Below are 24,196 nucleotides of genomic sequence, written 5' to 3'. Positions count from 1 at the left end.
TATAGTTAAACTCTTCCTAATCTAACCGATATAATGAGAAGAGAGAGTCACCATGATACAGGGACTTACGGTGAATAAAGAAATATAGGAGTTGGATATAAATGGTTCGAATTGGCGGATTGGCAAGCGGAATGGATATTGATTCGCTTGTAAGTGACTTAATGAAAGCAGAACGAATGCCTTTAGATAAATTGAAGCAAAAGAAACAAGTACTCGAATGGCAGCGGGATGATTTCCGTTCCATGAATACACTATTGTTAGATTTCCGTTCCGAATTAACACAGATGAAACTGACGACTAAATACCGGGCGAGAACGACATCATCCACAAACGCAGAACGAGTGACAGCCACAGCAAGCAGTGCGGCTGGGCAGGGGTCTTATTCGATTAGTAAGGTGGAGCAGCTGGCGAGCTCAGAAAGAGTTTTAAATAGTGGTAAAATTAATCTTGATTCCAGTCGGGGCCTGTACGAACAGATGACGAGCGAAACAGAAATAGGCCTATGGAAGCAGGGAGCTGTTGAAACGAAATCATTTGTGGCAGATGGAACTAAGGCTACATTTGACCTTGAAATACCAGGAGATAAGTTTTTGGATGCTTCATCATGGAGCGTAAAAGTGAATGGCAAAGGTTATAAGGTGCTTACTGACCCAACTGAATGGGGAAATCTTGATGAGACAGACAATAGCCATGTATTTATAGATGGTACTGGAAATGTTCAATTTAAACAAAATGTAGCTAAGGATAGTAATGTTCGTATCGACTATATCGCTGAGACTAAAACGGATACGATAACGTTGGCTCACGATTCGAAATCTATTCAGCTTTCGAAAGGTTCGATCAATGCAATAAATTCTTTTGTTCTTAAGGTAGATGGTGCTCAGACAAAGGAATATGATGTAGATAATGATGGAAATGTATTTAAAAAAGGTAGTACAGATCCTAATGATAAAGTAGGGACTTTGGATAGGAAGACTGGGAAAATTGAATTCATTGATGGAAAAATGGATTTGCCTCCAAAGACAGAGACGGGAACAACAGGGCCAAAGTATACGGTGGAGATTAATTATAATCAAAACTATACAACTTTTAGTTTAGACACCGCCACTTCTAAGGGTGCAATGCATGAAACTTTTATTGTACAGGGGAATGAATCGCTTAATCAATTGAGCAGTCGGGTGAACAGTTCCAATGTCGGTATCAACATGTTTTATGACCAGCAGTCTGGACAGATGACATTGAATCGAACGGAAACAGGCAAATTTGCGAAAACAGGAAATGATATCACGGCCAAAGGTGACTTCATGGAGAAGCTATTAAAATTTGATGAGACTGCAGTGGTGACAGCAGGAACAAATGCTGATTTTACTATAAATGGTATTAAAACTAATCGAAGTTCCAACACTTTCGAAATGAACGGTGTCACATTTACATTAAAGCAGAAATTTGAAGATAACCAGCCTGTTAGTATCTCCATTAACAATGACAGCAACCAGGTGTTTGAAAACATTAAGGAATTCGTCAACAAATATAATGAATTGATCGATAAGATTCAAAAGAAGACGAGTGAAGAGAGATACCGCGGTTATACGCCGCTGACGGATGATCAGCGGGAGCAGCTGTCTGATAAGCAGCAGGAGCAGTGGGAGGAGAAAGCGAAGAGCGGTTTATTGCGCCGCGATCCGCTGTTGGCGAGTGTTTTAACGAACATGCGTATGAGTTTTTCTCAGCCTGTTATGAATGACAAAGTATCGAGTGTCTTTAATCAGATGGCTAAGCTTGGGATCACAACGACGGGCAACTATTTGGAAGGCGGAAAACTGGAAATTAATGAAGCTAAGCTTCGTAAAGCAATTGAAGAAGATCCGGAATCGGTCGAGAACTTCTTCCGCGGTGATGGAACAACAGAGGGACAAAAAGGAATCGTTCAGCGTTTATACGATACCGTGAATGGTACGATGGACAAGCTGAAAGAAAAAGCAGGAAACTCTTTCTCCACGCTTAAACAATTTGCCATCGGCCGCACACTAGAAGGCTTGAACACTAGAATAGACGGTTTCGAAGGCCGCCTCAAGCAAGTGGAAGACCGTTACTGGCGTCAATTTACCGCGATGGAAAAAGCGATTCAGCGTTCTAATGAACAGTCGATGTTCTTGATGAATCAGTTTGGTGGTTAAGGATAAGGTTTAAAAACAGGCTATGTTAATGATGATTGATTGTGCTGATTTATTGATTGGAGCGGAAATCAACAGGCATGTTTAACAACGCCAGAAGGCATATACAACTAGAAGGTTTGAACAGAAATGAAATTAGGTGAATCTATTGGAAAAAGTACGATTAACAGAAGAACAGTTCGTCTTTGTTGGGCAGTATGTTGAATTAGTAGCAACGATAAAGGATGGATTCCAGTACGTCATGGAAAGCTTTGAGGATTACAGCAAAACAGAAGGCGATCAAGTGTTGTCCGATATTTTGTCAGCCTTGCCTCAAGTGACGAGCGGGAATGGGATTTTACAAAAAATCTTTCCGCTCGACGTAGGGAACAAAATAGAAAAGTTCGATATCGTAGTAGAACAATTTTTTCTGCTCGATGGCTTTTTTAATGATCGGCAGAGAAAAGAAGAAATCGTAAAGGAATCGATTTATCCGGCTTTTAACAAGTGGGTTGGAGAGGTTGAACAGGAGCTATTGCCTTATATCAGATCTTAAATAGAAAGTGCTGTCCGAAAGTAAGTGAGTCACTCACTTTCGGGCAGCACTTTTTGTTATCTATATGGGATTGTATGTAAAATTTATACATTATGTGGATGTTATACTCATTAGTCAGTCTAAAGTCTTAAATGTAAATGAAAAATTCTAAATATTTTGTACAAATTCATGACTATCTGCCGATACATATATGTGTAGAAAACATATTCGGAAAGGAAGTCATGCAAAAGTATCATTCCATATGAAATATTTGGAGCATTTTTCACGAACAAAAAACAGATAAGGGGAACGTCGCATGAAACACATGTTTTTGTCGCTTAGAAGTAAGTTAATGGTTTTGTGTTTGTGTTTATTAGTGATAACGGCCACAGTGATTGGGGCAGGGGCTTATCAAATAGCAAAAAACCAGCTGGATGAGTCGGGAAAAGAGCAGTTGAAAAACAGTACAAAGATGGTTATTGGCATGATCAATCTGTTGAATGCCGAAGTCGAAGCGGGGAATATGACACTGGAAGAAGCTCAGGAAAAGCTGCGTCAGGAATTATTAAGCGAAAAGAATTCCGATGGGAAGCGAACAATGAAAGAACAATATAGAGTGAAAGAAACGGGGGACATCTGGGCGATTACTGAGGATCAGATAACAGTAATGGATCACTCAAGTGAGGGGGCAGACATTACTGATCTGAAGACGGAAGACGGAATTATGCTGGGCAAGGTATTGGTAGAAGCAGGTCAAAAGGGTGAGTACGTTACGTACAAATGGATGAATCCTAATACGAACAAAGTAGAAACGAAAATCTCCTATGCTGAAAAGGACCCGCATTGGGGATGGATCGTTGGTTCGGGAGCCTATTCGTCCGAGTTTAATAGCGGCGCTGCGAACATATTAGTGCTAGTTTCTATCATTTCCGCCATCGCTATAGCCATCGGTGTGATCGTGATCAGTTATTTTTCCAAACGGTTAACGAAGCCGATTTTGCTGATCAGTGAGGAATTGAAAAGAGCGGCCGACGGGGATTTTTCTGGTAAACCTGTGGACATTCGTACAAAAGATGAAGTAGGCGGATTAACGAAAGATTTTAATCATATGAAAGAAAATATTAAAACACTGATCAGTCAAGTGAATCAATCGACGGAGCAATTAGCTGCTTCTTCGGAACAATTAACAGCCAGTGCGGAACAAACGAGTAGAGCCACTGAGGAAATTACCGAATCTGTTCAAGAGGTAGCAGATGGTGCAGAAGGCAATACGAATCATTTACAAGAAAGTGCTCATTCTTTAGGGGAAGTGGCAATGGGTATCCAAAACATTGCAGCCAGTTCTCATGCGATTGCTGCAACAGAGGAAAAGGCAACCCGACAAGCTAAACATGGTGAAGAGCTTGTGGAAGAAACGGTTCAACAGATCAACATTATTGAACACTCGGTCAATGAAAGTCATGATGTACTTTTACTGCTTGATCAAAGGTCAAATGAAATCGGTGAAATTTCTAAAGTGATTACAGCGATTGCTGATCAAACCAATTTATTAGCGTTAAACGCAGCAATTGAAGCGGCAAGGGCGGGGGAACACGGAAAAGGATTTGCGGTAGTAGCGGATGAGGTAAGAAAACTGGCGGAGCAATCGCAGCAGTCCTCTACACAAATTTCTGAACTCATTCAGGAAATCCAAGCCGACATGCTTCGTTCCACTCACTCTATGAACCAAGTGAAGAAAGAAGTACAGGCAGGACTAGTGATTGTTGGAAAAACAAAAGAGGATTTTCAAGAAATCATGAATTCTCTTCAAGAAATGGGTACACAAGTCAATGAAATGGCAGCAACGGCGGAACAAATATCTGTTGGGACCCAGGAAGTGTCCGCCACTGTTACGAACATTACGTATACTTCAAAAAATACGTTGATGTATACTCAAAATGTCGCAGCCGCTGCCGAAGAACAGCTCGCTTCAATGGAAGAAATTACAGCGTCAGCAAGCTCATTATCGGTGCTTGCCATGGAATTACAGGACCAAGTGAACCGATTTAAGCTGTAGACTAGTGTTCGGTGATAAGGTTCTAAATAGAAAGTGCTGCTTAATAGTGAGTGAATGGCTTACTTTTAGGCAGCGCTTTTTTATTGCCTTCCTTGTATTACGGTATAAGTTTTCAATGATCACCTTTGAACTTTGTTGGATTTAATTAGGAGTATCATATAAGTGAAGGTGGTACATTAAAGATAAACAGCTTAGTGCTCGAGAAGCCCAGCGGACACGGTGGATTCGATTATAATGGTCTCTAGAAAAAATTAATTCATGAGCTGTTTAAAGAGTTTGTGTTGTTTTTTGTGCCTGACTTGTATATAGAAGAAGGATGCCGCATGGGACATCCTTCTTGTAAATTCCCTTATTCATAACGAAGGGCATCGATCGGTTTCATCTTCGCTGCTTTCAGCGATGGAATCAGTCCGAAGATGATGCCGACTGCCATGGAGAAAAGCACGGAGCCGACAATGGCTGGAACGGGTATAGCAAAGGGGAGATGGGCGAAGTGAGCGATGGCTTTGGCCCCTCCTAATCCAGTTAAAATGCCGATGATGCCTCCTAAACTCGTCAAAACGGCCGATTCGGTTAAAAACTGCGCCAAAATGACCCAGCGTTTCGCACCCAGCGCTTTTTTAATGCCAATTTCACGTGTTCGTTCGGTGACGGATACGAGCATAATGTTCATGACGCCGATGCCCCCTACTAATAAGGAAATACTGGCAATGCCGCCTAATAGTAAGGAGAATGCGCGGTTGAACTCGTCCAAATCAGCCATAATTTCATTAAGATTCGGAATGCTGTAATGCCAAGTCGAATCGGCAGGGATGTCTTCATTCAGCACAGAAGCCACCGCTTGCCCGGCCGCTTCTAAATCATCAGAGTGTTCTGTCTGCACGATGATTTGCGGCATGTCGTTAAAGCTTCCAAGATGGGGCCAGGCCGCTGTTGGAATGAGCATTTTCCCTTGTTCATAGTCCATAGCAAACATGTTCTTTTCTTTGTTTTTCTCTTCTTGGTAAACACCGACGACACGAAAGGGGACGGCATTTACTTCAATGATTTTATTCACTGCTTCTCCATCGGGAAATAAGTTATTTTTTGTTGTTTCATTGATCATTGTTACTTGGTGACCGCGATTGTATTCAGTCGGAGTCACTTTTCTTCCTTCTATCATACGGATAGGGAAGGAGGCAAGATAACGGTCATCCACTGCATAAATGTCTGTATCAGAGAAATGGTTTAAATGGAACACTTGCGCGTAACTTTGATAAAAGACAGCGACGTTTTTCACTAAGTCTAAAGAGGCTGCTTCTTGCAGGCGCTCTTTCGTGATGGGCGGCAGTGCATTAGGAGGAGGCTCTTCTTGAACGTCTCCAATGTATTCTCCCATCATGCCGGGATTCATATCTGATTGAAACATGACAGTGATCGAGTTGTTTCCCGTGCCGATCATTTCGGATTTTAAGCTTTCTTTCTGCCCTTCGATCATCGATACGATCGCAATAATCGAGGCGATGCCGATAATGACACCCAGCATCGTCAAAATCGAACGCATTTTGTGAGCGTAAATAGATTGAAAGGAAAGTTTAATGTTATCAAACATGGATCATTCTCCTTTCATCCTGTAGAATCCGGCCATCGCGGAGGAGAATGGTTCGGTTCGTGTATTCCGCGATTTCCTGTTCATGGGTGATGAGAACGACGGTGACTCCTTCTTCATTCAGCTTCGTAAAGATGTCCATGACTTGTGCACTCGATTTGGAATCGAGCGCGCCGGTCGGTTCATCGGCCAGGACGAATTTTGGGTGATTGACGATCGCTCTCGCAATAGCGACCCGCTGTTTCTGGCCGCCTGACAATTCGGTCGGTTTAAAATGAAGGCGTTCCTCTAAACCGACTTTCGTTAACGCGTCGATGGCCCGCTCTTTTCGTTCTTTCTTATCAACTTTCGCATAAATAAGCGGCAATTCTACGTTCTCAAGGGCAGAGGAGCGGGGCAGCAAGTTAAAGCTTTGAAACACAAATCCAATGTATTTGTTGCGGATCGCTGCGAGCCTGTTTTCTTTGCCTGATAGCATATTCATTCCATCGAGTGTGTATTCTCCCGAAGAAGGTGTGTCTAAACAGCCGATAATATTCATCAGTGTGGATTTCCCTGAACCGGAAGGACCCATAATCGATACGTATTCCCCGCGTTCAATCGTAAGGTGAATATCATGCAGGATCGGAATTTCTTCTTTTCCTTGTTTATATGATTTATAAAGGTTCTTCAGTTGCAGCATCCGTTGTAACCTTCTTTCCCTCTTTTAGTGAATCATCTGGGAACACAACATAATCATCGAGGGTTAGACCTTTCCTAACAACGATCATCATTCCGTCTTCCATTTCAGCTCCCAATTCTACTTCCTGCTTTGTGAGGGCACCGTCTTTTACTTTCCAAACCGAAGCTTTTTTACCGTCTTGCATAATCATGTCCGTTGGAAGTACGATCTCTTGTGATTCAGCAGCTTCACCTGCTAATTCAATGAAAACGTGATAACCGAAGTCCAATCCATCATGATTGTCTAGCTGTACTTTAAATGGATAATTAGAGGCAGTTGGGTTGGATGGGTCTTCATAATCCATAAACGATTCGCCGTCACTTTCTTCTGAAGGGAGTTTTCCAATTTCTGCAATCTTCCCAGACCATTGCTGTTCAGGGTTTTTACGGCTGACTACACGGACGGCTTGGCCGATTTGTAATTCGTCTTTTACTAGCTCGTTTACCGTTCCTTTCACGTAAACAGCATCTGTGTTGACAATTTCCATAAATGAGCTGCTGTTTGCTCCCCCATTTTCTTGATCTGTCTGTTGTTGTTCCGTATCAATTTTTTGAATGATCCCATTCACCTTGGCTGTGACGATATGATTATTGATCTTTTTCTTTAACTCTTCATAATCCATTTTTACTTTTTGTGCTTCCAAGTTGGCCATTTTCAGATCTACTTCCGCTTGCTTCAGCTGCTGTTGAAGTTCGTTTTTCTCCTCCGCCGCCGCGTTTTTCAGCTGTTTGCGGTATGTGCTGATTTCTTCCTTTTTTTGATTGACTGTGATATTGGACATTTCTACATCAATAGCTTTTTCTTTCACTTGCATTTGTCCTTCTTGGTTGTTGTAAGAAAAGAGTTTAGCTCCGCTTTGGACTTCATCGCCTTCGCTCACAAATACTTCATCTACTTTTCCGCGTTCCGGCTCTAGCATAATCTTTTGCTTTTCTTTCGGCTCTACCACACCGGCGAACAGTTGGCCATTGCCATTCACGCCGCCGCTCAATTCACTTACTTGAATGGGAAACGGCTCGATCGCTTCCATGGCTTCACCTGATCCCTTTTTTAAAAAAACATAGCTTCCAATACTCAAGACGACTGCTGCTAAGACAGCCGTAGTAATGATCCATTTTTTCTTCCCCATTATTTTTCCTCCTAAAGTAAAACATCGTGCTAGTTTCCTAGATGATGTTATCGAAAAAAAGGTAACATTATGAATTTTATCATGTTACTGGAAGTTAATAAACAAATTCATGTCAAATATTTCATTAATTTTACATGTAGATTAAATTATGTAATAGAGTGAAAGAGATAAATAGCAAGATAGAAAAATAAGTATTGTTGGTTAGAGCGAGAGGTGAGAGACTCTTTGAGAAAGCCAACACTTGAAGAGGAAATCAACAGGACGTTAACAAAGCCAAAGTATTAAAGTGAAAAACATCTACTTTCTGTGTCTATGCCTTTTATTGAAGATAGAAAGTTTAGAATATTTGAATAAAATTAAAGGAATATATACAGATTTATTCCGATATGCCGATATATAAGAAAAGAAAGCTTGAAAAAGGAGGGCTGAAAAAATACAGCCCATCTACCAGGTAGTAAGGAAAATGAGAATAAGGAGAAAATGGAATGAAGAATGTGTTTTTGTCGCTTAGAAGTAAGTTCATTATTTTATGCCTATTGTTATTAGTGATTCCAGCTTTAGTGATCGGCACAGGAGCCTGCCAAGTATCAAAAAAGCAGTTAGATGAGTCTGGAAAAGAACAGTTAGAAAACAGTGTGAAAATGGTTATTGGGATGATTAATCTTTTGAATGCTGAAGTAGAAGCGGGACACATGACCCTGGAAGAAGCGCAGGAGAGTCTTCGCAGGGAGTTATTAGGTAAAAAAGATTCCGAGAATCAACGTACGATAAAAAATGAGTATACGGTGAAAGACAGCGGGTATATTTGGGCGATTGATGAAGAGGCTGTTACGGTGATGCACCCTACAAATGAAGGGCAGGATTTTCCTGATATTAAGACGGAAGATGGTGCGATGGCAGCAGATGAATTAGTGAAAACGAGCAAAAAGGGCGGATACGTGTCGTACCAATGGGAAAATCCCGCCACTGATAAAGTAGAAACGAAGATTTCTTATGCTGAAGTAGATCCGCATTGGGGATGGGTTATCGGATCAGGTGCTTACTTATCAGAGTTTAATAGCGGCGCTTCCGAGATACTAACGCTAGTTTTCGTGATCTCTGCCATTTCAGTCATAAGTGGTATTGTGATTGTCAGTTATTTTTCAAAGCGTTTAACGAAGCCGATTATGCTGATTAGTGAGGAATTAAACCGATCAGCCCAAGGGGATTTTTCCGGTACACCAGTGAAGGTTAGGACAAAAGATGAAGTGGGCCGGCTCGCCAATGACTTTAATTATATGAAAGAACATGTAAAAGTGCTGATCAGTCAAGTTCATCAATCGACTGAGCAGTTAGCCGCTTCTGCCGAACAATTAACGGCAAGTGCAGAACAAACGGGGAAAGCAACGGAAGAAATTACTGGATCTGTTCAAGAGGTAGCAAATGGAGCAGAGGGCAGCACAAATAATTTAGAAGAAAGCTCTCATTCTTTAGAGGAAATTGCATGCAGTCTTCAAAGCATTGCTGAAAGTTCTGTGCTCTTATCTAATACAGAGGCAAAGGCTACAAAGCAGGCAAAGCATGGCGGGGAACTGGTCGAGAAAACGGTTCAGCAGATCAGCATGATTGAACAGTCAGTGAATGAAAGCAGTGAAATGCTGCTGCTGCTCGACAAAAGATCGAATGAAATAGGCGGGATTTCAAAAATGATCACCACAATTGCTGATCAAACGAACTTGCTAGCATTGAATGCAGCCATCGAAGCGGCAAGAGCCGGAGAAAATGGGAAAGGTTTTGCCGTAGTAGCGGATGAGGTGAGAAAACTTGCAGAGCAGTCTCAACAATCATCCACACAAATTTCCCAGCTTATTCATGAGATTCAGGAAGAGATTGTCCGTTCATCCAACTCCATGAACAGAGTGAAAAAAGAAGTACAGGCGGGGCTGGTGATTGTCGGGAGAACAAAAGAGGATTTCAAGGAAATTGTGGATTCTCTTGGGGAGATGGACAAGCAAGTAAATGAAATGGCGGCGACAACCGAACAAATATCCGCTAGTACCCAGGAAGTCTCAGCGACAGTTACAAACATTACTGCAATTTCTAAGGAATCGCTGGGGCATACCCGGAAGGTTGCAACTGCTGCTGAGGAGCAATTGGCTTCAATGGAAGAAATTTTAGCATCGGCCAGCTCATTATCTATGCTTGCAATGGAATTGCAGAAGCAGGTGAATCGGTTTAAGTGGTAAACAGGTGAATGATTCGATACTCATTGATATGTTCGTCTCCAAGAATAGACCAATCTACATTAGATTAAGCAGAAAGGAATTAGAGTGTTTTCACTCTAGTTCTTTTTTTATCTTTAACCATGTGGAGTGGAAGGCGTGAGACTCCGGTGGAATCAACAGGGAAGCTTAACAAAGTCCTATATTTTATCGATTGATCTGCGTTATTCGATTGGCGGCAGGATGGGCTTGTACTTAAAAAGGAAGATTCATTATAATAAAATCAAATGGTAAAAATTATAGAATTTGATTAGCGTCATCCATTTCATCAGCTGCATGACACAAAGTCTTAGAGATAGAGTAGTAGTATATGTTTATAACAGCATAAGCGGCTAAATTTTAAAAGGTGCCCAAAAACCGGCGCTGTAATGACAGAAACTCGGCATTGATTGTTTAATAGGTGCTCAGCTTAAAATGAGGTAAAGGTTTTGTAAGAGGAGAAGGTGAGTCATTCAAAGTGCTATTAAATGTGACGGATACGAAGGAAACGGAAATGCTTCAGGCAATTTTAGGTACGATTGATGAAGGGATTCATGCGGTAGATGCGAATGGAATGACGATTTTTTATAATCATGTGGCAGCAAAGAATGATGGAGTGAAGAAGGAAGAAATACTAGGGAAGCATTTGCTGGAGGTGTATCCTTCTTTATGCGCTTCTACTAGTACATTGATGAAGGTAATGCAAACGGGAGAGCCGATTTGCAATCAGCATCAATCCTACTATAATATCCGCGGTGTGCTCGTTGATACAGTGAATACGACGCTGCCGATTAAAGTAGACGGTGAAATTGTCGGTGCTGTTGAGATCGCTAAAGATTTAACGAAAGTCAAGCGGCTGTCAGAAAAACTGATTGATTTGCAGGCAAAAGTAGAAACGACTCAGCAGCAAAAAAAGGCTTCTGATAGTCATGTGGGTGCGAAATATAGGATGACGGACATCATTACGAATGATCCTGCCTTTCAGCAATTAAAAGTGAAAGCATTAAAAGTAGCCTCAACGACATCGCCTATATTGATATATGGTGAAACGGGTACAGGGAAGGAATTGCTTGTGCAGGCGATTCATAATGCATCGCCGCGCCGGTTGGAGGCATTCATCGCGCAAAACTGCGCAGCAATCCCTTCGTCACTACTTGAGGGGCTGTTATTCGGAACCGCAAAAGGAAGCTACACTGGAGCCGTCGACCGTCCTGGCCTGTTTGAACTTGCGGACGGCGGAACGTTATTTTTAGATGAAATTAACTCTATGCCGCTAGATGTTCAAGCAAAACTGTTAAGAGTATTGGAAAATGGTGCGATTCGAAGGGTCGGAGGAACGAAAGAATACACGGTGAATGTGCGGATCATTGCGGCAATGAACGAGCCGGCAGATGTTTGTCTGCGTGAAAAGACACTGCGGTCTGACCTTTATTATCGTCTAAATGTCATCAACCTGCATATCCCGCCGCTGCGAAATCGAAAAGGTGATATTCCATTGTTGACAGACCACTTTATTCAAAAGTACAACTTTCTTTTCGGAAAGCTTGTGACGAAGGCGGATGAGACAGTGAAGGCTGTTTTTCATCAGTATGATTGGCCGGGCAATGTCCGTGAGCTGGGGCATGCGATTGAATCAGCGATGAACATTATGGACGGCGATTTGGTCAAGATTGAGCACATTCCGCTGCATATTACCGGGGGTGAGACAGCCCTAGGAAGAGATTCAGTCTCACTTAAGCCTCTGCGGCAGGCATTAATAGAAACAGAGGATCACTTGATTAGGCAGGCTTTAGAGGAAACGGGCGGAAACATTCAACAGGCAGCTAAACTGCTGGATATTCCGCGGCAAACACTGCAATATAAATTAACCAAATTAAATATATGATAGCAGCCGCCGGGATTTCGGCGGTTTTTTTGTTTTTTTAGGGGGAAGTCCAGGTGAAACAACCATGATTTGTCATGCAAATATTTAAATTTTCCCCGCTGCTACAAGGTTTGTGGAAGGTGCTTCCTGCTCTTGGCATGCGGCTTGCTATAAAGAAAGCGAGACAGCTCATGCCAGAAGAAGACTGTCAAACAAGAGTACGGGAGGAGAAAAACATGAATCTAACAATTTCACCGATTTATAAAGGGCCTCATTCCACCATTGATCACACAGCAGCTCCGCTTTATCAGGCGCTTTGTTTATATGAAACGAGTAAACGCACATCTATGCACGTTCCAGGACATAAGGATGGACGTGTATTTGACCGGGAAGCATGGGGGCGTTTCTCAAGCATCTTAAGTATTGATGCCACTGAATCTGTAGGAATTGATGATCTGCATCATCCGACTGACTTTATCGCGGACGCCCAGGCATTAGCAGCGGAAGCATTCGGGGCGGATCATACATTCTTTCTTGTAGGAGGAAGTACGATTGGGAACATCGGTGTAGCTCTGACTTTATGTGAGCCGGGAGATAAGATTCTTGTTCAGCGCAATATGCATAAATCCGTATTCCACGGATTGCTGCTGGCGGGTGCCCAGCCTATTTTTATCGCACCAGCTATTGAATCAACAACAAAGGCAGCGAAGGTATCTGATATTCGTTATATTGAAAAAGCACTCAAGGACAATCCCGATGTGAAGGGAGTGTGGATTACGAACCCTAACTATTACGGCATGAGCCAAGACATTACCCGCTTAGCAGAGACTTGTCATAAAGCGGGAGTGCCCCTGATTGTTGATGAAGCACATGGCGCTCATTTCGGGCAAGTAGAAGAGGTGCCGCCATCGGCTCTTTCCAAAGGAGCGGACGTCGTTGTGCAGTCCACACACAAAATGCTGACGGCGATGACGATGGCATCGATGCTGCATGTGAAAGGAAATCGTGTATCCCGGGAGCGGCTGGCACAAGTACTAGGTATGATTCAATCAACCAGTCCTTCTTACCCGCTGCTCGCATCCTTAGATCTGGCGAGACGTTATTTAGTAACAGAGGGACGGACTCATTTAAAAGAAACCGTTAAACGTTTGGAAACACGGCGCAAGGGTCTTTCGAATGAACTGAAGGCGCTTTCTATCTGGGAAGGCAGCAAGGAGGTTCATTATAGAGATCCGCTGAAATGGATTATTTCCTGCAATCATGAAATGATCTCCGGCTATCAGCTTCTCGATCTATTTTATGAGCAGGGATGCACGGCGGAAATCAGCGACCCGCGCAATATCGTCTTTTTGTTCTCGTTAAATGAGGAGGAGGACGATATTGAAAAAGTAGTGGAAGCGATAAAAGCCATTGACGGGAAGCTGCAGCAGTGGTCCATGATGGATTCCAGGGAGAAAGGCGAAACAGTTCTTTTTGCAGAAGAAGGTACGCTGTACAAACAGGAAATTTCTTTGCGGGATGCGTTTCACATGCCTCGTAAAAGAGTAGCGCTGGAAGAAGCAGCCGGTTCCTTATGTGGAGAAATGGTTCTCCCGTATCCACCAGGGATTCCGCTCTTGACGCCTGGAGAGGAGATCACTTCTACCCATATACAGACGATTAGAGAGCTGAAAGAAATGGGGGCCTATTTTCAGAGCCCTTCGGATGATACGTTAAAAACGTTGTATGTGCTTAAGTAATTTATGGACCAATCGGCCGCGGCGCCTGCGGGAGATTGCGGCTGATCATATAAAAAGTATGAAGACTGGAAATGAACAACCGAAGAATCTGCAAGCAGAACATGACAAGTCCTCATCAAAAAAAGGAGGAACAATGTATGCCAGGTAACGCCTCTCAATCTACTCTTTTATCTTCGGCTGAGGCAGAGAATCAGTTGTCACAAGGATCACCGCAGGAATTACAGCGAAATTTAAAATCGAGACATTTGACGATGATTGCCCTTGGAGGAACGATCGGAACAGGGCTGTTCCTTGCCAGTGGAAGCGCCATTCATACAGCGGGTCCAGGCGGTGCTCTTCTTGCTTATGGAGCGATAGGCATCATGGTGTATTTTGTGATGATCAGCCTTGCGGAAATGGCGGCTTTTTTGCCCGTAGCCGGTTCGTTTAGTACGTATGCCACTCGTTTCGTTGACCCGGCATTTGGTTTCGCCCTCGGATGGAATTACTGGTATAACTGGTCGATTACCATTGCTTCTGAATTAGCAGCAGTGACGATGATTATGAAGTTTTGGTTTCCAGATAGTCCTTCTATTCTTTGGAGCGGGCTTTGTTTAACGATTATTTTTCTATTAAATTATCTTTCTGTTAAAGGGTTTGGAGAATCAGAATACTGGTTTTCGATGATTAAAGTGGTGACGGTCGTCGTGTTTCTTGTTGTTGGCGTGCTCATGATTTTTGGTATTATCGGCGGCGAGTCTATCGGTTTTACAAATTTCACAGTCGGAGATGCCCCGTTTCACGGCGGATTTATGACGATTCTCGGTATCTTTATGGCTGCTGGTTACTCATTCCAGGGAACGGAACTTTTTGGAGTAGCCGCCGGTGAAACAGATAATCCTGCCCGTTCGATACCAAAAGCCGTTCGGCAAGTGTTTTGGCGTATTCTGCTGTTTTACATTTTTGCGATTCTGGTTATTAGTTTGCTTATTCCTTATACGACAGAAAGTTTAGCAAGTGAGGATGTAACAGTAAGCCCATTCACGCTTGTTTTTAATCAAGCGGGGATTGCTTTCGCGGCATCCGTCATGAATGCGATTATTTTAACAGCTGTCTTATCAGCGGGAAGCTCGGGCATGTACGCTTCCACTCGTATGCTGTGGGATTTAGCACGGGAAGGAAAGGCGCCTGCATTTTTGGCGAAGCTGGACCGGCGGGGCGTTCCGGTTCACGCGTTAATCATTACTTCCCTCGTTGGTACGCTTGCTTTCCTTGCGTCTTTCTTTGGCGATGGAGCCGTCTACATTTGGTTGTTAAATGCATCAGGAATGTCAGGCTTTATCGCATGGCTTGGCATTGCGATCAGTCACTATCGTTTCCGTAAAGCGTATGTTGCACAAGGCCGGGATTTACGGGAGCTGCCTTACCGGGCAAAATGGTTTCCATTTGGCCCGATCTTTGCCTTTACACTTTGTATCATTGTTATTCTCGGACAAAACTACAGCGCTTTCATGAAGGAGACAATCGACTGGAACGGAGCACTTATTTCCTATATCGGTCTTCCTTTATTCCTTGCCGTTTGGCTTGGTTATAAATTTGTAAAGAAGACAAAGGTGGTACCCTTTGATCAGTGTGATTTTGACAAGCATTAATGAAAGAGGAATCAGAGTATATATGCTCTGGTTCCTTTTTCACGTTTTGCAGTGTTTTCGATTCAGGGAACATCCTACTTCAGTAGGATAGGATGAGTGTTAAAAAACTCACCTGAACATAATTGAACTCATTTTTTTGTGGAAAACAGCGTTTTATTACTCTGTTTTCCTGTTTAAACAGCAATTAACGTACTTGGCACAACTATTGCATTATGAATAGCAAGCGCAAAGCTGCTTTTATGAAGCGACTATTATATGCAATGTGGAGAGGGGAATTATTCATGAGTGTGAAAGAGAATGTAAAGGGATTAGAGTATACACTGCCTTATAATCAGTATGTAGATCCTCAAGTTTTTGAGGAGGAAAGAAAGAAAATCTTTTTGAAAAGCTGGGTTTTAGCTGGGCATGTGAGCCAGATTGAAAAAAATGGTGATTTTTTTACCTTTGATATCGCTGGAGAATCTCTGATTATTAGCAGGGATAAAGATGGCAAGATTAACGCATTTTATAATGTTTGTCCTCATCGGGGAGCTAAAGTGGAACATAGTGAACAAGGGAACAAAAAAATATTTATGTGTTCGTATCATGGATGGACCTTTCATTTGGATGGAAAATTAAATAAGGCTCCTAATTTTCACACGACGGATTTAGGGGAGCATAGCTGCATGACTCCTGTAAAATTGGAAGTCTATCAATCCATGATTTTTATTAATTTAGATCAGGATGCTCTTCCTTTTAAAGAGTGCTATAAAGAATTAACAGCGAATTTAGATAAATATACTTTTCTCCATTCTTTAAAGAAAATGAGAGTGAGTCAACGGATGATTGATGCGAACTGGAAAGCGGTTGTCGATAATTATTTGGAATGTGACCATTGTCCAATTGCCCATCCTGCGTTTTCAAAAACGTTTGATTTAAAAAATTATAATATTGATCTTCACGAAAATTATTCTTGCCAATATTCAAGTTTAACGAATGGCGACAGTGAAGAGCAGGCTCAATTTTATTGGGTATGGCCGAATATGATGATTAGCATTTATCCAGGTTCCGGCAACATGACGACGAGTCAGATATTGCCGATTGCACCGGATAAATCATTAGCTGTTTATAGCTACTACTTCCAGAATGAAGAGATTTCAGAAGAAGAAGAAGAGTTAATCAAGTTTGTCGATCAAGTACGTGAGGAAGACTTTGATCTCGTCGAAATGTTACAGAAAGGCTTCCGTACTCAAGCTTTTAAACGAGGTGTTTATTCTCCGACTGAACACGCGCTGCATCACTTTCATCAGCAAGTGAAGGAAGCAATGAAATGAGATAATTGAAAACGCTTACGAATGTGAAAAAAGCCTTCTGAGGTAATGAACCTTAGAAGGCGAAATCCATTGATTCAGTCTTTTGATATAATAAAAAAGAAACATAAATAGAGCTGCAGCCATTAAATGATTTATTTGTATAGTCAGAATTCAGAATATACAGAAAGAGGGGGATGTGTCATGGAACAGTCGAGAATTGATAAGTTTATTTTTACAACGGCTCTGCTTGTATTAGGGGCATTTACAGTTCCCGTATTACTTAATCCTGAAAAAGGCAATCAGTTTTTAGGAAGTGTATTGGGCCTCATCAGCGGAAAGTTCGGCTCGTTGTATTTACTTGTTACGTTTGTTATTTTCGGTGTCTTACTTTACTTAGCCATGAGCAAGTATGGAAATATTAAGCTGGGAGATGAAAAGGATCGGCCAGAATTCTCTACAGCCAGCTGGATTGGGCTGATCTTTACATCAACGGCAGGATCAAGCCTGCTATACTGGGGATTTATCGAGTGGAGTTACTATTATACAGCGCCTCCATTTGGGATTGAGCCAAAAAGCGTTGAGGCTGCTGAGTGGGCCTCCACTTATGGGATTTTTCACTGGGGGTTTATGGGGTTCTCGGTTTATTGCTTGCCATCTATTGCTTTAGCGTATGCACTATATGTACGAAAAATCCCTAATATGAGGCTGAGTTCAGCCTGCCGCGGTGTTTTAGGTGATCGAGTAGACGGGTACTTAGGAAAATGTATTGATGTCTTGTTTATGTTTGGAATCGTTGGCGGTGTAGGAACGTCACTCGGTTTGGGTACGCCGATGCTTTCAGAGGCTGTATCAAAGTTGATTGGTGTTGAGCGTTCGCTGGGACTGGATATAGCTATTATTGCCTTTTGGACTATTATCTTTTCTGCGAGCTTATATTTCGGGCTGCAAAAAGGATTAAAAGTGTTAAGTGACATTAACATTAATATTTATCTCGCATTCGCTCTCTTCTTTTTTATAGCAGGACCAACGGTGTTTATTATTAATAAATTCACAGACAGCATGGGATTGCTGATACAGAACTTCTTAAGAATGAGTCTTTACACAGATTCGGTAGGCGGGTCAAGCTTTGCGCAGGACTGGACTATTTTTTATTGGGCGTGGTGGTTTGCGTTAGCTCCGTTCATGGCAATGTTTACAGCAAGAATATCAAAAGGAAGAACGATACGTTCCGTCGTCTTTGCGATGTGTATCGGCGGTACTCTTGGCTGTGCTTTAGCCTTTTCCGTGTTTGGCAACACGAGCCTTTATTTTGAGTTGAATCATATTCTTCCTGTCATCGACATTATGCAAAATGAAGGAGCACCTGCAGCGATTGTTGCTATGATCGGGGCGATGCCTCTTGGCACGAATGTGCTTCTTGCTGTTTTCGTTGTTCTTGCCTTTATTTTCTTAGCAACAACGATCGATTCTGCGGCTTATACCCTTTCATTTATGTCGACAAAAGCTACGACAGAAGAGAAAGAGCCGGCAAGATGGGTTCGTTTGACGTGGGCTATGATTATCGGTTCAGTCGCGGTTATTTTAATGTATGGAGGCGGGTTGGAAGCTTTACAAACCTTGTCAGTCATTACCGGCTTTCCGATCATGTTTATTTCGATTATCATTTTGATATCCTTATTGAAGTGGTTAAAGGAAGATTACTCTACTCCTTCGCTTGTGATCCATCCATCTGAACAAGTTAGGGATAAGGAATATGTTCCTGACAAAAAATCCAGCTAAAGACAATAAAATGAGGAGTTGTCCGTTTATAAGGGACAACTCCTCGTTTTATGAAATTAATCAATTTTGTCACGCAAATCCTCACAATATTGTTGAATAAGCTTCAAGGCACTCGTTTGACTGATTTGTAAGTCTTTTGCTACTTTTCGAGAACTTTTATGGGCTTGAAAGGATTTTCGAACCAATTCTCTTTTTGTTCGTTCGACAGCCTCGCTAAGGGAGGAAGGAGAATTCAGCTTAGGGTTTTCCTGCATACTTTGATAGATCGTTTCAGGAAGGTCATGAATATGAATGATGGAATCGCTTGTAATGACAAGTCGCTCTATTAAATTTTCTAATTGCCGCACATTTCCCGGCCATGAGTAATACGTAAGCATGTCTAGACACTCTTGAGAAATGAGTTTATTCATCTCATAGAGGCGATTAAATTTATATAAAAAATTATAGGAAAGTGGAACAATATCTTCTTTTCGTTCCCGAAGCGGCGGCATTTTGATATCAATGACATTTAACCGATAAAATAAATCTTCACGAAATTGGCGTGCATTCACCATTTCAAGCAGATTTCGATTGGTCGCTGCAATGATGCGAATATCTACTTGTTTCTCCTCATGGCTGCCAATGGGGATAAACTTCTTTTCTTGAATCACTTGAAGCAGCTTTGCTTGAAGGTTTAATGACATTTCACCAATTTCATCTAAAAAAAGAGTTCCTTTATTGGCTGTTTCGAGGAGTCCTATTTTCCCTGAGCGGCTGGCACCGGTAAAAGCTCCTTGGGTATATCCAAAAAGCTCCGATTCAAGCAATTCAGCGGGAAGAGCTGCACAGTTAATAGTTAAAAACGGGCCCTCTTTTCTCTTGCTCGTTTGGTGGATATAGCGGGCGAGTACTCCTTTTCCTGTACCGGATTCTCCCTGGATTAAAACAGTCGAATTGGTTGCCGCAATTTTTTGAGCGAATTTTAAAATGCTTTTCATTTTTTCGCAGTTAGTAATTACATCAATCTCGGTTTGTTCCGGTAAAGGAGCATTCACTTTTTCTTTCATGTCGAGCAATTTGTAGTCCTGCAATTCTCTTGCAGTTGTTACGACTAGTTCTACTTCGTTTTTATGATTTAATATTGGAATAGCCGATGTAAGTAATTCTGCGCCAAGCTTCGTTGTTTGCTTCATGACAAGCGGCTTCTTCTTTTCGTATACCTCTGGAGCGAGAGACGGCTTCCAATACCCATTTTCAAATAGTTCCACACTAGATCTTCCTAAGACCTCTTGCTTTTTTAATCCATAATGTTTTTCACAGGCATTATTTACATAAATAATTTTTTTATCACTATCTAAAACAAAAATTTCATCAGATGAGTAATCTAGTATTTTCACAAGTGTTTCTAATGTCATATCAACATTTTTAGACATAGCAGATAATTGATGCATGATGGAGCCTCCTATAAAAAGTTCATACAATGAAGAAAATTAGGGAAGGAATGCTTTTCTCTGCAAAGAGGAGGATAAGCTGATTTCTTCTGAAAACATTATAAATAGGGTATTCAAGAGATTTTACCGAAAATTCTTTCTTTTGTCCATCTGTCTGAGGAATAGTTGCCCGTTGGGGAAGTTTCATAAAAATAAATGTTTAAAATGCCTTTTGTCCGCGCGCAAAAAGCGGCCGATCGCGCGTAAAAGAGAGGTGTCCGCGCATAAAAAGGTTAGTCGCGCGCACAAAAGGGAGGTACCCGCGCATAAACCTAAAATATCGGCTCAAAAATAGCTGCTTTACGAAAAAAAGAAGGAGGCTGTTCCAAACAGGGACATCCTCCTTCTTTGTTATGTTGTGAAGTGCGGTAGTACCAATCCGCCGTAAATAAATGCTAAAACGATGACGAGTGCGGGATGGACTTTCCATTTGGTCATGGCTAATAAGGCGAGAGCGGCGATGAATAGGGATTGCCAATAACCGATAGAATCAAAGGAGACGCGGCAGAATTCCCATGTCAGCGTGATCATCATGACAGCGATGACCGGCTGGACGAGCAGAGTCATGCCTTTAACCGTGGATGATTGTTTAAAATGATTCAGTACTTTAAGAAGAATGACTAAGGCAATGGCAGATGGGGCGACAGTAGCGATCGTCGCCACTGTAAGTCCGAGCCAGCCGGCTTGTTGATAGCCGGCAAAAGCGGCAATTTTCGTGGCGATCGGTCCGGGAAGGGCATTAGCCACTGCCAGCATATCTACAAACTGTGCATTCGTCATCCAGCCGTAATGGTCCACGACTTCTTTTTGCATGAGGGGAATAGAAGCTGGTCCTCCGCCATAGCCGAGAATATTTGCTGTAAAAAACGCTAAAAACAATTGCCAAAAAATCATGATGACACCCCACCATCTTGATTGGTTTTTTGTTTTGCGAACTTGTGTTTCATCCAACTGGAGACCTTTATATGGAACATTCCGTATGTTAAAAACAACAAAATAGTAACAGCTGGGTGTAAATGAACGGTGGTGAGCAATACAAAGGAAAGAAGACCAAAGCTTAGGCCGATGATTTTACCTAGCCCTTTCCATGTTTTTACGCAAAATTCATAAGCCATCATACCAAGCAGGACAGCGATGACTGGACGGACGGCTGCAATCATTCCAGCGACAATGGCGGATTCTTTTAGAGAGTAGAGTATTCCTAATAAGCCGACGATCCCGATACTAGTAGGGAGAATATGAGAGAGAACAGCTAGGCACGCGCCGATACTTCCTTTTTGACGGTAGCCGAGCTGTGCGGCCATCTTCGTAGCAATTGGACCTGGCAAAGCATTAGCAAATGCTAATATTTCGCCGAATTCTTCATCACTCATCCATTTATATCTTAGGACAGCTTCATGACGAAAAAGTGGAATAACTGATGGACCTCCTCCATACCCCAAGATTCCTGTTCTTATCATTGCCGCCGCAATATTTAAATAAGCTTTCAGGTTCATATATATTCCCTCCTATCGCTGCAATGTTTTATAGTTTCATTCCCATTCGGCTCTTATAGCGCTTGAGCAGCATTTGAGTATCTACACGCATGATTCCAGGTGTAGAATAAAGGGTTTCAAGTAAGAAACTTTCCATTTCCTTTGCATTTTTAAAGACGCCGTGCATGTGGAGTGTACTCGGTCCTGTCATGTGATAAAGACTGGTAACTGCAGGATGTAAGGCTAGCTTTTCAGCTATTTCGTCTAAATACTTTGGTTCTACATCCACATTGAAAAAGGCTGAAACTTGAACGCCTACTTTTATAGGGTTAATCACAGCGGTAAAACGTTCAATGACTCCTTCTTCGATTAAGGAATTAATACGGGACTGGACGGCTACTCTAGACAGTCCGATTTGCTTGGCAAGATCGGTATAAGAGATGCGGGCATCTTCGAGAAGCACTTCTAAAATTTTTTTATCAATTTCATTCAGTTTCATAGGGGGCATTTCGTTTCTGTCAAACTCTTTAATTACCATCAGCTGACCCTCCAATGTTTTTTTTATTTCGAATTGTAAGTAAAAATAAATAAAATCTTTCGTTGTGAATAACTATATATTAAATAACTTTCCAAATCAATGAAAAAAAGTTATTGACTTAACTAATTGTTTGTGAGAAAGTATTGTACAAAGTTATAAGTCTGAATTTTCAGACATCATAAAAATGCAGGGGGGAATAAGAATGGCGGATCGTCCAGCTGGAAATCCTTTACTTACCCGTTCGGTTGTTCATGCACCAAACGGTATGGTCGCTTCGAGCCAGCCTTTAGCATCTATGGCGGGGCTTCAAATTTTGCAACAAGGGGGAAATGCATTTGATGCAGCTATAGCAGCGGCAGCGGTACTAGCCGTGGTGGAACCCATGCAAACAGGACTTGGAGGTGATATGTTCGCACTTCTTTACAATCAAAAGAACAAAAAAGTAGAGGCTTTAAATGGCAGTGGCCGTGCTCCCTTTAAATCAAGCAGAGAATATTACTTGTCACGAGGATATACAAAGATGCCGCTGACAGGAATTTTATCGCTCACAACCCCAGGTACTGTAGATGGATGGGCAGAGATTCTAGAAAAGCATGGAACAATGACATTTGCTGAAGTGTTACAGCCAGCCATCGAGTATGCTGAAAGAGGGTTTCCTGTTTCTGAGATTATTGCAGCACAATGGAAACGATCAGAGTCACTATTAAAACAAAATAAAGAAGCAAGCGAATGTTATTTGATAGAAGGAAAAGCTCCGAGAGAAGGAGAGGTTTTTAAAATCCCGCAGCTGGCAGATACATTAATAGCTATTGCAGAAGGAGGAAGGGATGCCTTTTATAAAGGAAAGATCGCTCGTGAAATTGCAGCATATGTCGAAAAACAAGGAGGACTTCTTAGTTACGAAGATTTGGCTTCACACTCATCGACATGGGTGAAAGCGATTACAACCAATTATAAGGGTTATGATGTATATCAGCTTCCGCCAAATGGGCAAGGGGTTGTGACGCTGTCGATGCTCAATATGTTGGAGAACTTTGATTTAGCCAATATAAAGCATAATTCATCTGAATATATTCACCTTCTTACTGAGGTGAAAAAGTTAGCTTATGCTGACCGTGACTGTTTTATTGCCGATCCGGATTTTGCGCCTGTGCCAGTAGAAAAAATGCTTTGTAAAGAATATGCATCCAGCCGCAGTCAGCAAATTGACGAATTGTTCCCTATGCAAAGCGCAGGGGCTGGTTTTGAGTTAGTAGGAGATACTGTTTACTTATCAGTAGTAGATAAAGATCGAAATGTCATATCGTTCATTAATAGTTTGTTTACTCCTTTTGGATCTGGCATCGTTGCGGGAGAGACAGGTGTTGTTTTACAAAATCGAGCGGTGGGATTTTCTCTTGAAGAAAGCCATTTAAATACATTAAAGCCGGGGAAAAGAACACTCCACACGATTATTCCTGCGCTCGTCATGAAAGATGAAAAACCTTATTTTTCTTTTGGAGTAATGGGGGGAGACATGCAGCCGCAAGGCCAGGTACAAGTGCTGCTTAATCATTTGGAATATGGAATGAATGTTCAAGAGGCAGGAGAGTCTCCGCGTTTTCGTCATTTCGAGCATGGAATAGCTTTAGAGTCAGAAATTTCAAGTCAGACAAAATTAGAGTTAATGGAAAAAGGCCATACCCTCATCTCTGGATTAGATTGTTTCGGAGGATATCAAGGTATTCTGATTGAGCCAAAAACAAATATGCTGCAGGGGGGATCGGATCCTCGAAAAGATGGCTGTGCCATTGGTTATTAAACTATTCATCTAAAAAACAGGCCATTTATCAATGCTAATCTACTTTCTCTATCTATAGCAGGAAAGCATACAACATTTTCTTTATTGCATTTGTCAGTCGTGGGTTTCAACTAAAGATCAACGACATGAGAGCAATTCCTTCTTCGATAAGTCACACTCTCATATTTCCGTTTCAAAGAGCAAAAA

17 protein-coding genes are annotated in these 24,196 nt (G+C 41.9%); 10 read left to right on the top strand and 7 right to left on the bottom strand.

From position 1 onward, the window contains the following. Positions 1–101 precede the first annotated feature (101 nt). The 3 genes from fliD (at position 102) to QYG89_RS07475 (ending at position 4,744) form a co-directional block, all read left to right on the top strand. Positions 102–2,177 (top strand): flagellar filament capping protein FliD, encoded by a 2,076-nt coding sequence (gene fliD / locus QYG89_RS07485; RefSeq protein ID WP_404316159.1) that lies wholly within the window; start codon positions 102–104, stop codon positions 2,175–2,177. Between the two features lie 145 nt (positions 2,178–2,322). After that, entirely contained in the window at positions 2,323–2,709 is a 387-nt protein-coding gene (locus QYG89_RS07480; RefSeq protein WP_404316157.1) for a hypothetical protein, read from the top strand. 295 nt (positions 2,710–3,004) lie between these two features. Next, positions 3,005–4,744 carry a methyl-accepting chemotaxis protein gene (locus tag QYG89_RS07475; protein ID WP_404316155.1) on the top strand — a complete coding sequence of 580 codons (1,740 nt, stop codon included), beginning with the start codon at positions 3,005–3,007 and terminating at the stop codon, positions 4,742–4,744. A 349-nt stretch (positions 4,745–5,093) separates the two neighbouring features. On the opposite strand, the gene QYG89_RS07470 is transcribed toward QYG89_RS07475, so the two are convergent. From QYG89_RS07470 to QYG89_RS07460, 3 genes are read right to left on the bottom strand one after another with little or no spacing between them, the layout of a single operon-like run. After that, on the bottom strand, positions 5,094–6,335 hold the full coding sequence (locus QYG89_RS07470; RefSeq protein ID WP_404316153.1) for an ABC transporter permease: 1,242 nt from the start codon (positions 6,333–6,335) through the stop codon (positions 5,094–5,096). Further along, entirely contained in the window at positions 6,328–7,014 is a 687-nt protein-coding gene (locus QYG89_RS07465; protein WP_404316151.1) for an ABC transporter ATP-binding protein, read from the bottom strand. The genes QYG89_RS07470 and QYG89_RS07465 overlap by 8 nt, the downstream gene beginning before the upstream one ends. Next, positions 6,989–8,182, bottom strand: coding sequence for an efflux RND transporter periplasmic adaptor subunit (locus QYG89_RS07460; protein WP_404316149.1), 1,194 nt, complete (start codon positions 8,180–8,182; stop codon positions 6,989–6,991). Before QYG89_RS07460 ends, QYG89_RS07465 begins: the two co-directional genes overlap by 26 nt. A 485-nt stretch (positions 8,183–8,667) precedes the next feature. Between QYG89_RS07460 and QYG89_RS07455 the strand changes: the two genes are divergently transcribed. The 6 genes from QYG89_RS07455 (at position 8,668) to QYG89_RS07430 (ending at position 18,727) form a co-directional block, all read left to right on the top strand. Next, complete coding sequence (locus QYG89_RS07455; protein WP_404316147.1) at positions 8,668–10,407, top strand: methyl-accepting chemotaxis protein; 1,740 nt, start codon at positions 8,668–8,670, stop codon at positions 10,405–10,407. A gap of 493 nt (positions 10,408–10,900) precedes the next feature. Next, positions 10,901–12,307 carry a sigma-54 interaction domain-containing protein gene (locus QYG89_RS07450; RefSeq protein ID WP_404316145.1) on the top strand — a complete coding sequence of 469 codons (1,407 nt, stop codon included), beginning with the start codon at positions 10,901–10,903 and terminating at the stop codon, positions 12,305–12,307. A 215-nt stretch (positions 12,308–12,522) separates the two neighbouring features. Beyond that, positions 12,523–14,025: an aminotransferase class I/II-fold pyridoxal phosphate-dependent enzyme gene (locus tag QYG89_RS07445; RefSeq protein WP_404316143.1), complete on the top strand. Its 1,503-nt coding sequence runs from the start codon at positions 12,523–12,525 to the stop codon at positions 14,023–14,025. A gap of 137 nt (positions 14,026–14,162) precedes the next feature. Further along, complete coding sequence (locus tag QYG89_RS07440) at positions 14,163–15,656, top strand: amino acid permease (protein WP_404316141.1); 1,494 nt, start codon at positions 14,163–14,165, stop codon at positions 15,654–15,656. Positions 15,657–15,937: 281 nt separating this feature from the next. Beyond that, positions 15,938–16,969 carry an aromatic ring-hydroxylating oxygenase subunit alpha gene (locus QYG89_RS07435; protein ID WP_404316139.1) on the top strand — a complete coding sequence of 344 codons (1,032 nt, stop codon included), beginning with the start codon at positions 15,938–15,940 and terminating at the stop codon, positions 16,967–16,969. Between the two features lie 180 nt (positions 16,970–17,149). After that, positions 17,150–18,727 (top strand): BCCT family transporter, encoded by a 1,578-nt coding sequence (locus tag QYG89_RS07430; RefSeq protein ID WP_404316137.1) that lies wholly within the window; start codon positions 17,150–17,152, stop codon positions 18,725–18,727. A 56-nt stretch (positions 18,728–18,783) separates the two neighbouring features. Here the strand turns inward: QYG89_RS07430 and QYG89_RS07425 are convergent, their stop codons facing one another. From QYG89_RS07425 to QYG89_RS07410, 4 genes are all read right to left on the bottom strand, one after another. Further along, complete coding sequence (locus tag QYG89_RS07425) at positions 18,784–20,157, bottom strand: sigma-54 interaction domain-containing protein (RefSeq protein WP_404316135.1); 1,374 nt, start codon at positions 20,155–20,157, stop codon at positions 18,784–18,786. Between the two features lie 390 nt (positions 20,158–20,547). Then, positions 20,548–21,090 carry a chromate transporter gene (locus tag QYG89_RS07420; protein ID WP_404316133.1) on the bottom strand — a complete coding sequence of 181 codons (543 nt, stop codon included), beginning with the start codon at positions 21,088–21,090 and terminating at the stop codon, positions 20,548–20,550. Next, the gene (locus QYG89_RS07415) at positions 21,087–21,692 is read right to left on the bottom strand and encodes a chromate transporter (protein ID WP_404316131.1); all 606 of its coding nucleotides are present in this window, start codon (positions 21,690–21,692) and stop codon (positions 21,087–21,089) included. The genes QYG89_RS07420 and QYG89_RS07415 overlap by 4 nt, the downstream gene beginning before the upstream one ends. A gap of 28 nt (positions 21,693–21,720) precedes the next feature. Beyond that, positions 21,721–22,209: an Lrp/AsnC family transcriptional regulator gene (locus tag QYG89_RS07410; RefSeq protein WP_404316129.1), complete on the bottom strand. Its 489-nt coding sequence runs from the start codon at positions 22,207–22,209 to the stop codon at positions 21,721–21,723. A gap of 202 nt (positions 22,210–22,411) precedes the next feature. On the opposite strand from QYG89_RS07410, the gene ggt reads away from it, so the two are divergent. After that, positions 22,412–24,010, top strand: coding sequence for a gamma-glutamyltransferase (gene ggt / locus QYG89_RS07405; RefSeq protein WP_404316127.1), 1,599 nt, complete (start codon positions 22,412–22,414; stop codon positions 24,008–24,010). The last annotated feature ends 186 nt before the right edge of the window (positions 24,011–24,196 follow it).

The organism is Bacillus lumedeiriae, assembly GCF_044891285.1.
GTDB classification, from domain to species: domain Bacteria; phylum Bacillota; class Bacilli; order Bacillales; family Domibacillaceae; genus Pseudobacillus; species Pseudobacillus lumedeiriae.
This window is presented reverse-complemented; position numbering and strand designations above follow the sequence as displayed.

Coding starts and splice junctions, on each gene's coding strand:
- fliD (WP_404316159.1), top strand. CDS start 102: ATGGTTCGAATTGGCGGATTGGCAAGCGGAATGGATATTGATTCGCTT.
- QYG89_RS07475 (WP_404316155.1), top strand. CDS start 3,005: ATGAAACACATGTTTTTGTCGCTTAGAAGTAAGTTAATGGTTTTGTGT.
- QYG89_RS07470 (WP_404316153.1), bottom strand. CDS start 6,335: ATGTTTGATAACATTAAACTTTCCTTTCAATCTATTTACGCTCACAAA.
- QYG89_RS07465 (WP_404316151.1), bottom strand. CDS start 7,014: ATGCTGCAACTGAAGAACCTTTATAAATCATATAAACAAGGAAAAGAA.
- QYG89_RS07460 (WP_404316149.1), bottom strand. CDS start 8,182: ATGGGGAAGAAAAAATGGATCATTACTACGGCTGTCTTAGCAGCAGTC.
- QYG89_RS07455 (WP_404316147.1), top strand. CDS start 8,668: ATGAAGAATGTGTTTTTGTCGCTTAGAAGTAAGTTCATTATTTTATGC.
- QYG89_RS07445 (WP_404316143.1), top strand. CDS start 12,523: ATGAATCTAACAATTTCACCGATTTATAAAGGGCCTCATTCCACCATT.
- QYG89_RS07440 (WP_404316141.1), top strand. CDS start 14,163: ATGCCAGGTAACGCCTCTCAATCTACTCTTTTATCTTCGGCTGAGGCA.
- QYG89_RS07435 (WP_404316139.1), top strand. CDS start 15,938: ATGAGTGTGAAAGAGAATGTAAAGGGATTAGAGTATACACTGCCTTAT.
- QYG89_RS07430 (WP_404316137.1), top strand. CDS start 17,150: ATGGAACAGTCGAGAATTGATAAGTTTATTTTTACAACGGCTCTGCTT.
- QYG89_RS07425 (WP_404316135.1), bottom strand. CDS start 20,157: ATGCATCAATTATCTGCTATGTCTAAAAATGTTGATATGACATTAGAA.
- QYG89_RS07420 (WP_404316133.1), bottom strand. CDS start 21,090: ATGATTTTTTGGCAATTGTTTTTAGCGTTTTTTACAGCAAATATTCTC.
- QYG89_RS07415 (WP_404316131.1), bottom strand. CDS start 21,692: ATGAACCTGAAAGCTTATTTAAATATTGCGGCGGCAATGATAAGAACA.
- QYG89_RS07410 (WP_404316129.1), bottom strand. CDS start 22,209: ATGGTAATTAAAGAGTTTGACAGAAACGAAATGCCCCCTATGAAACTG.
- ggt (WP_404316127.1), top strand. CDS start 22,412: ATGGCGGATCGTCCAGCTGGAAATCCTTTACTTACCCGTTCGGTTGTT.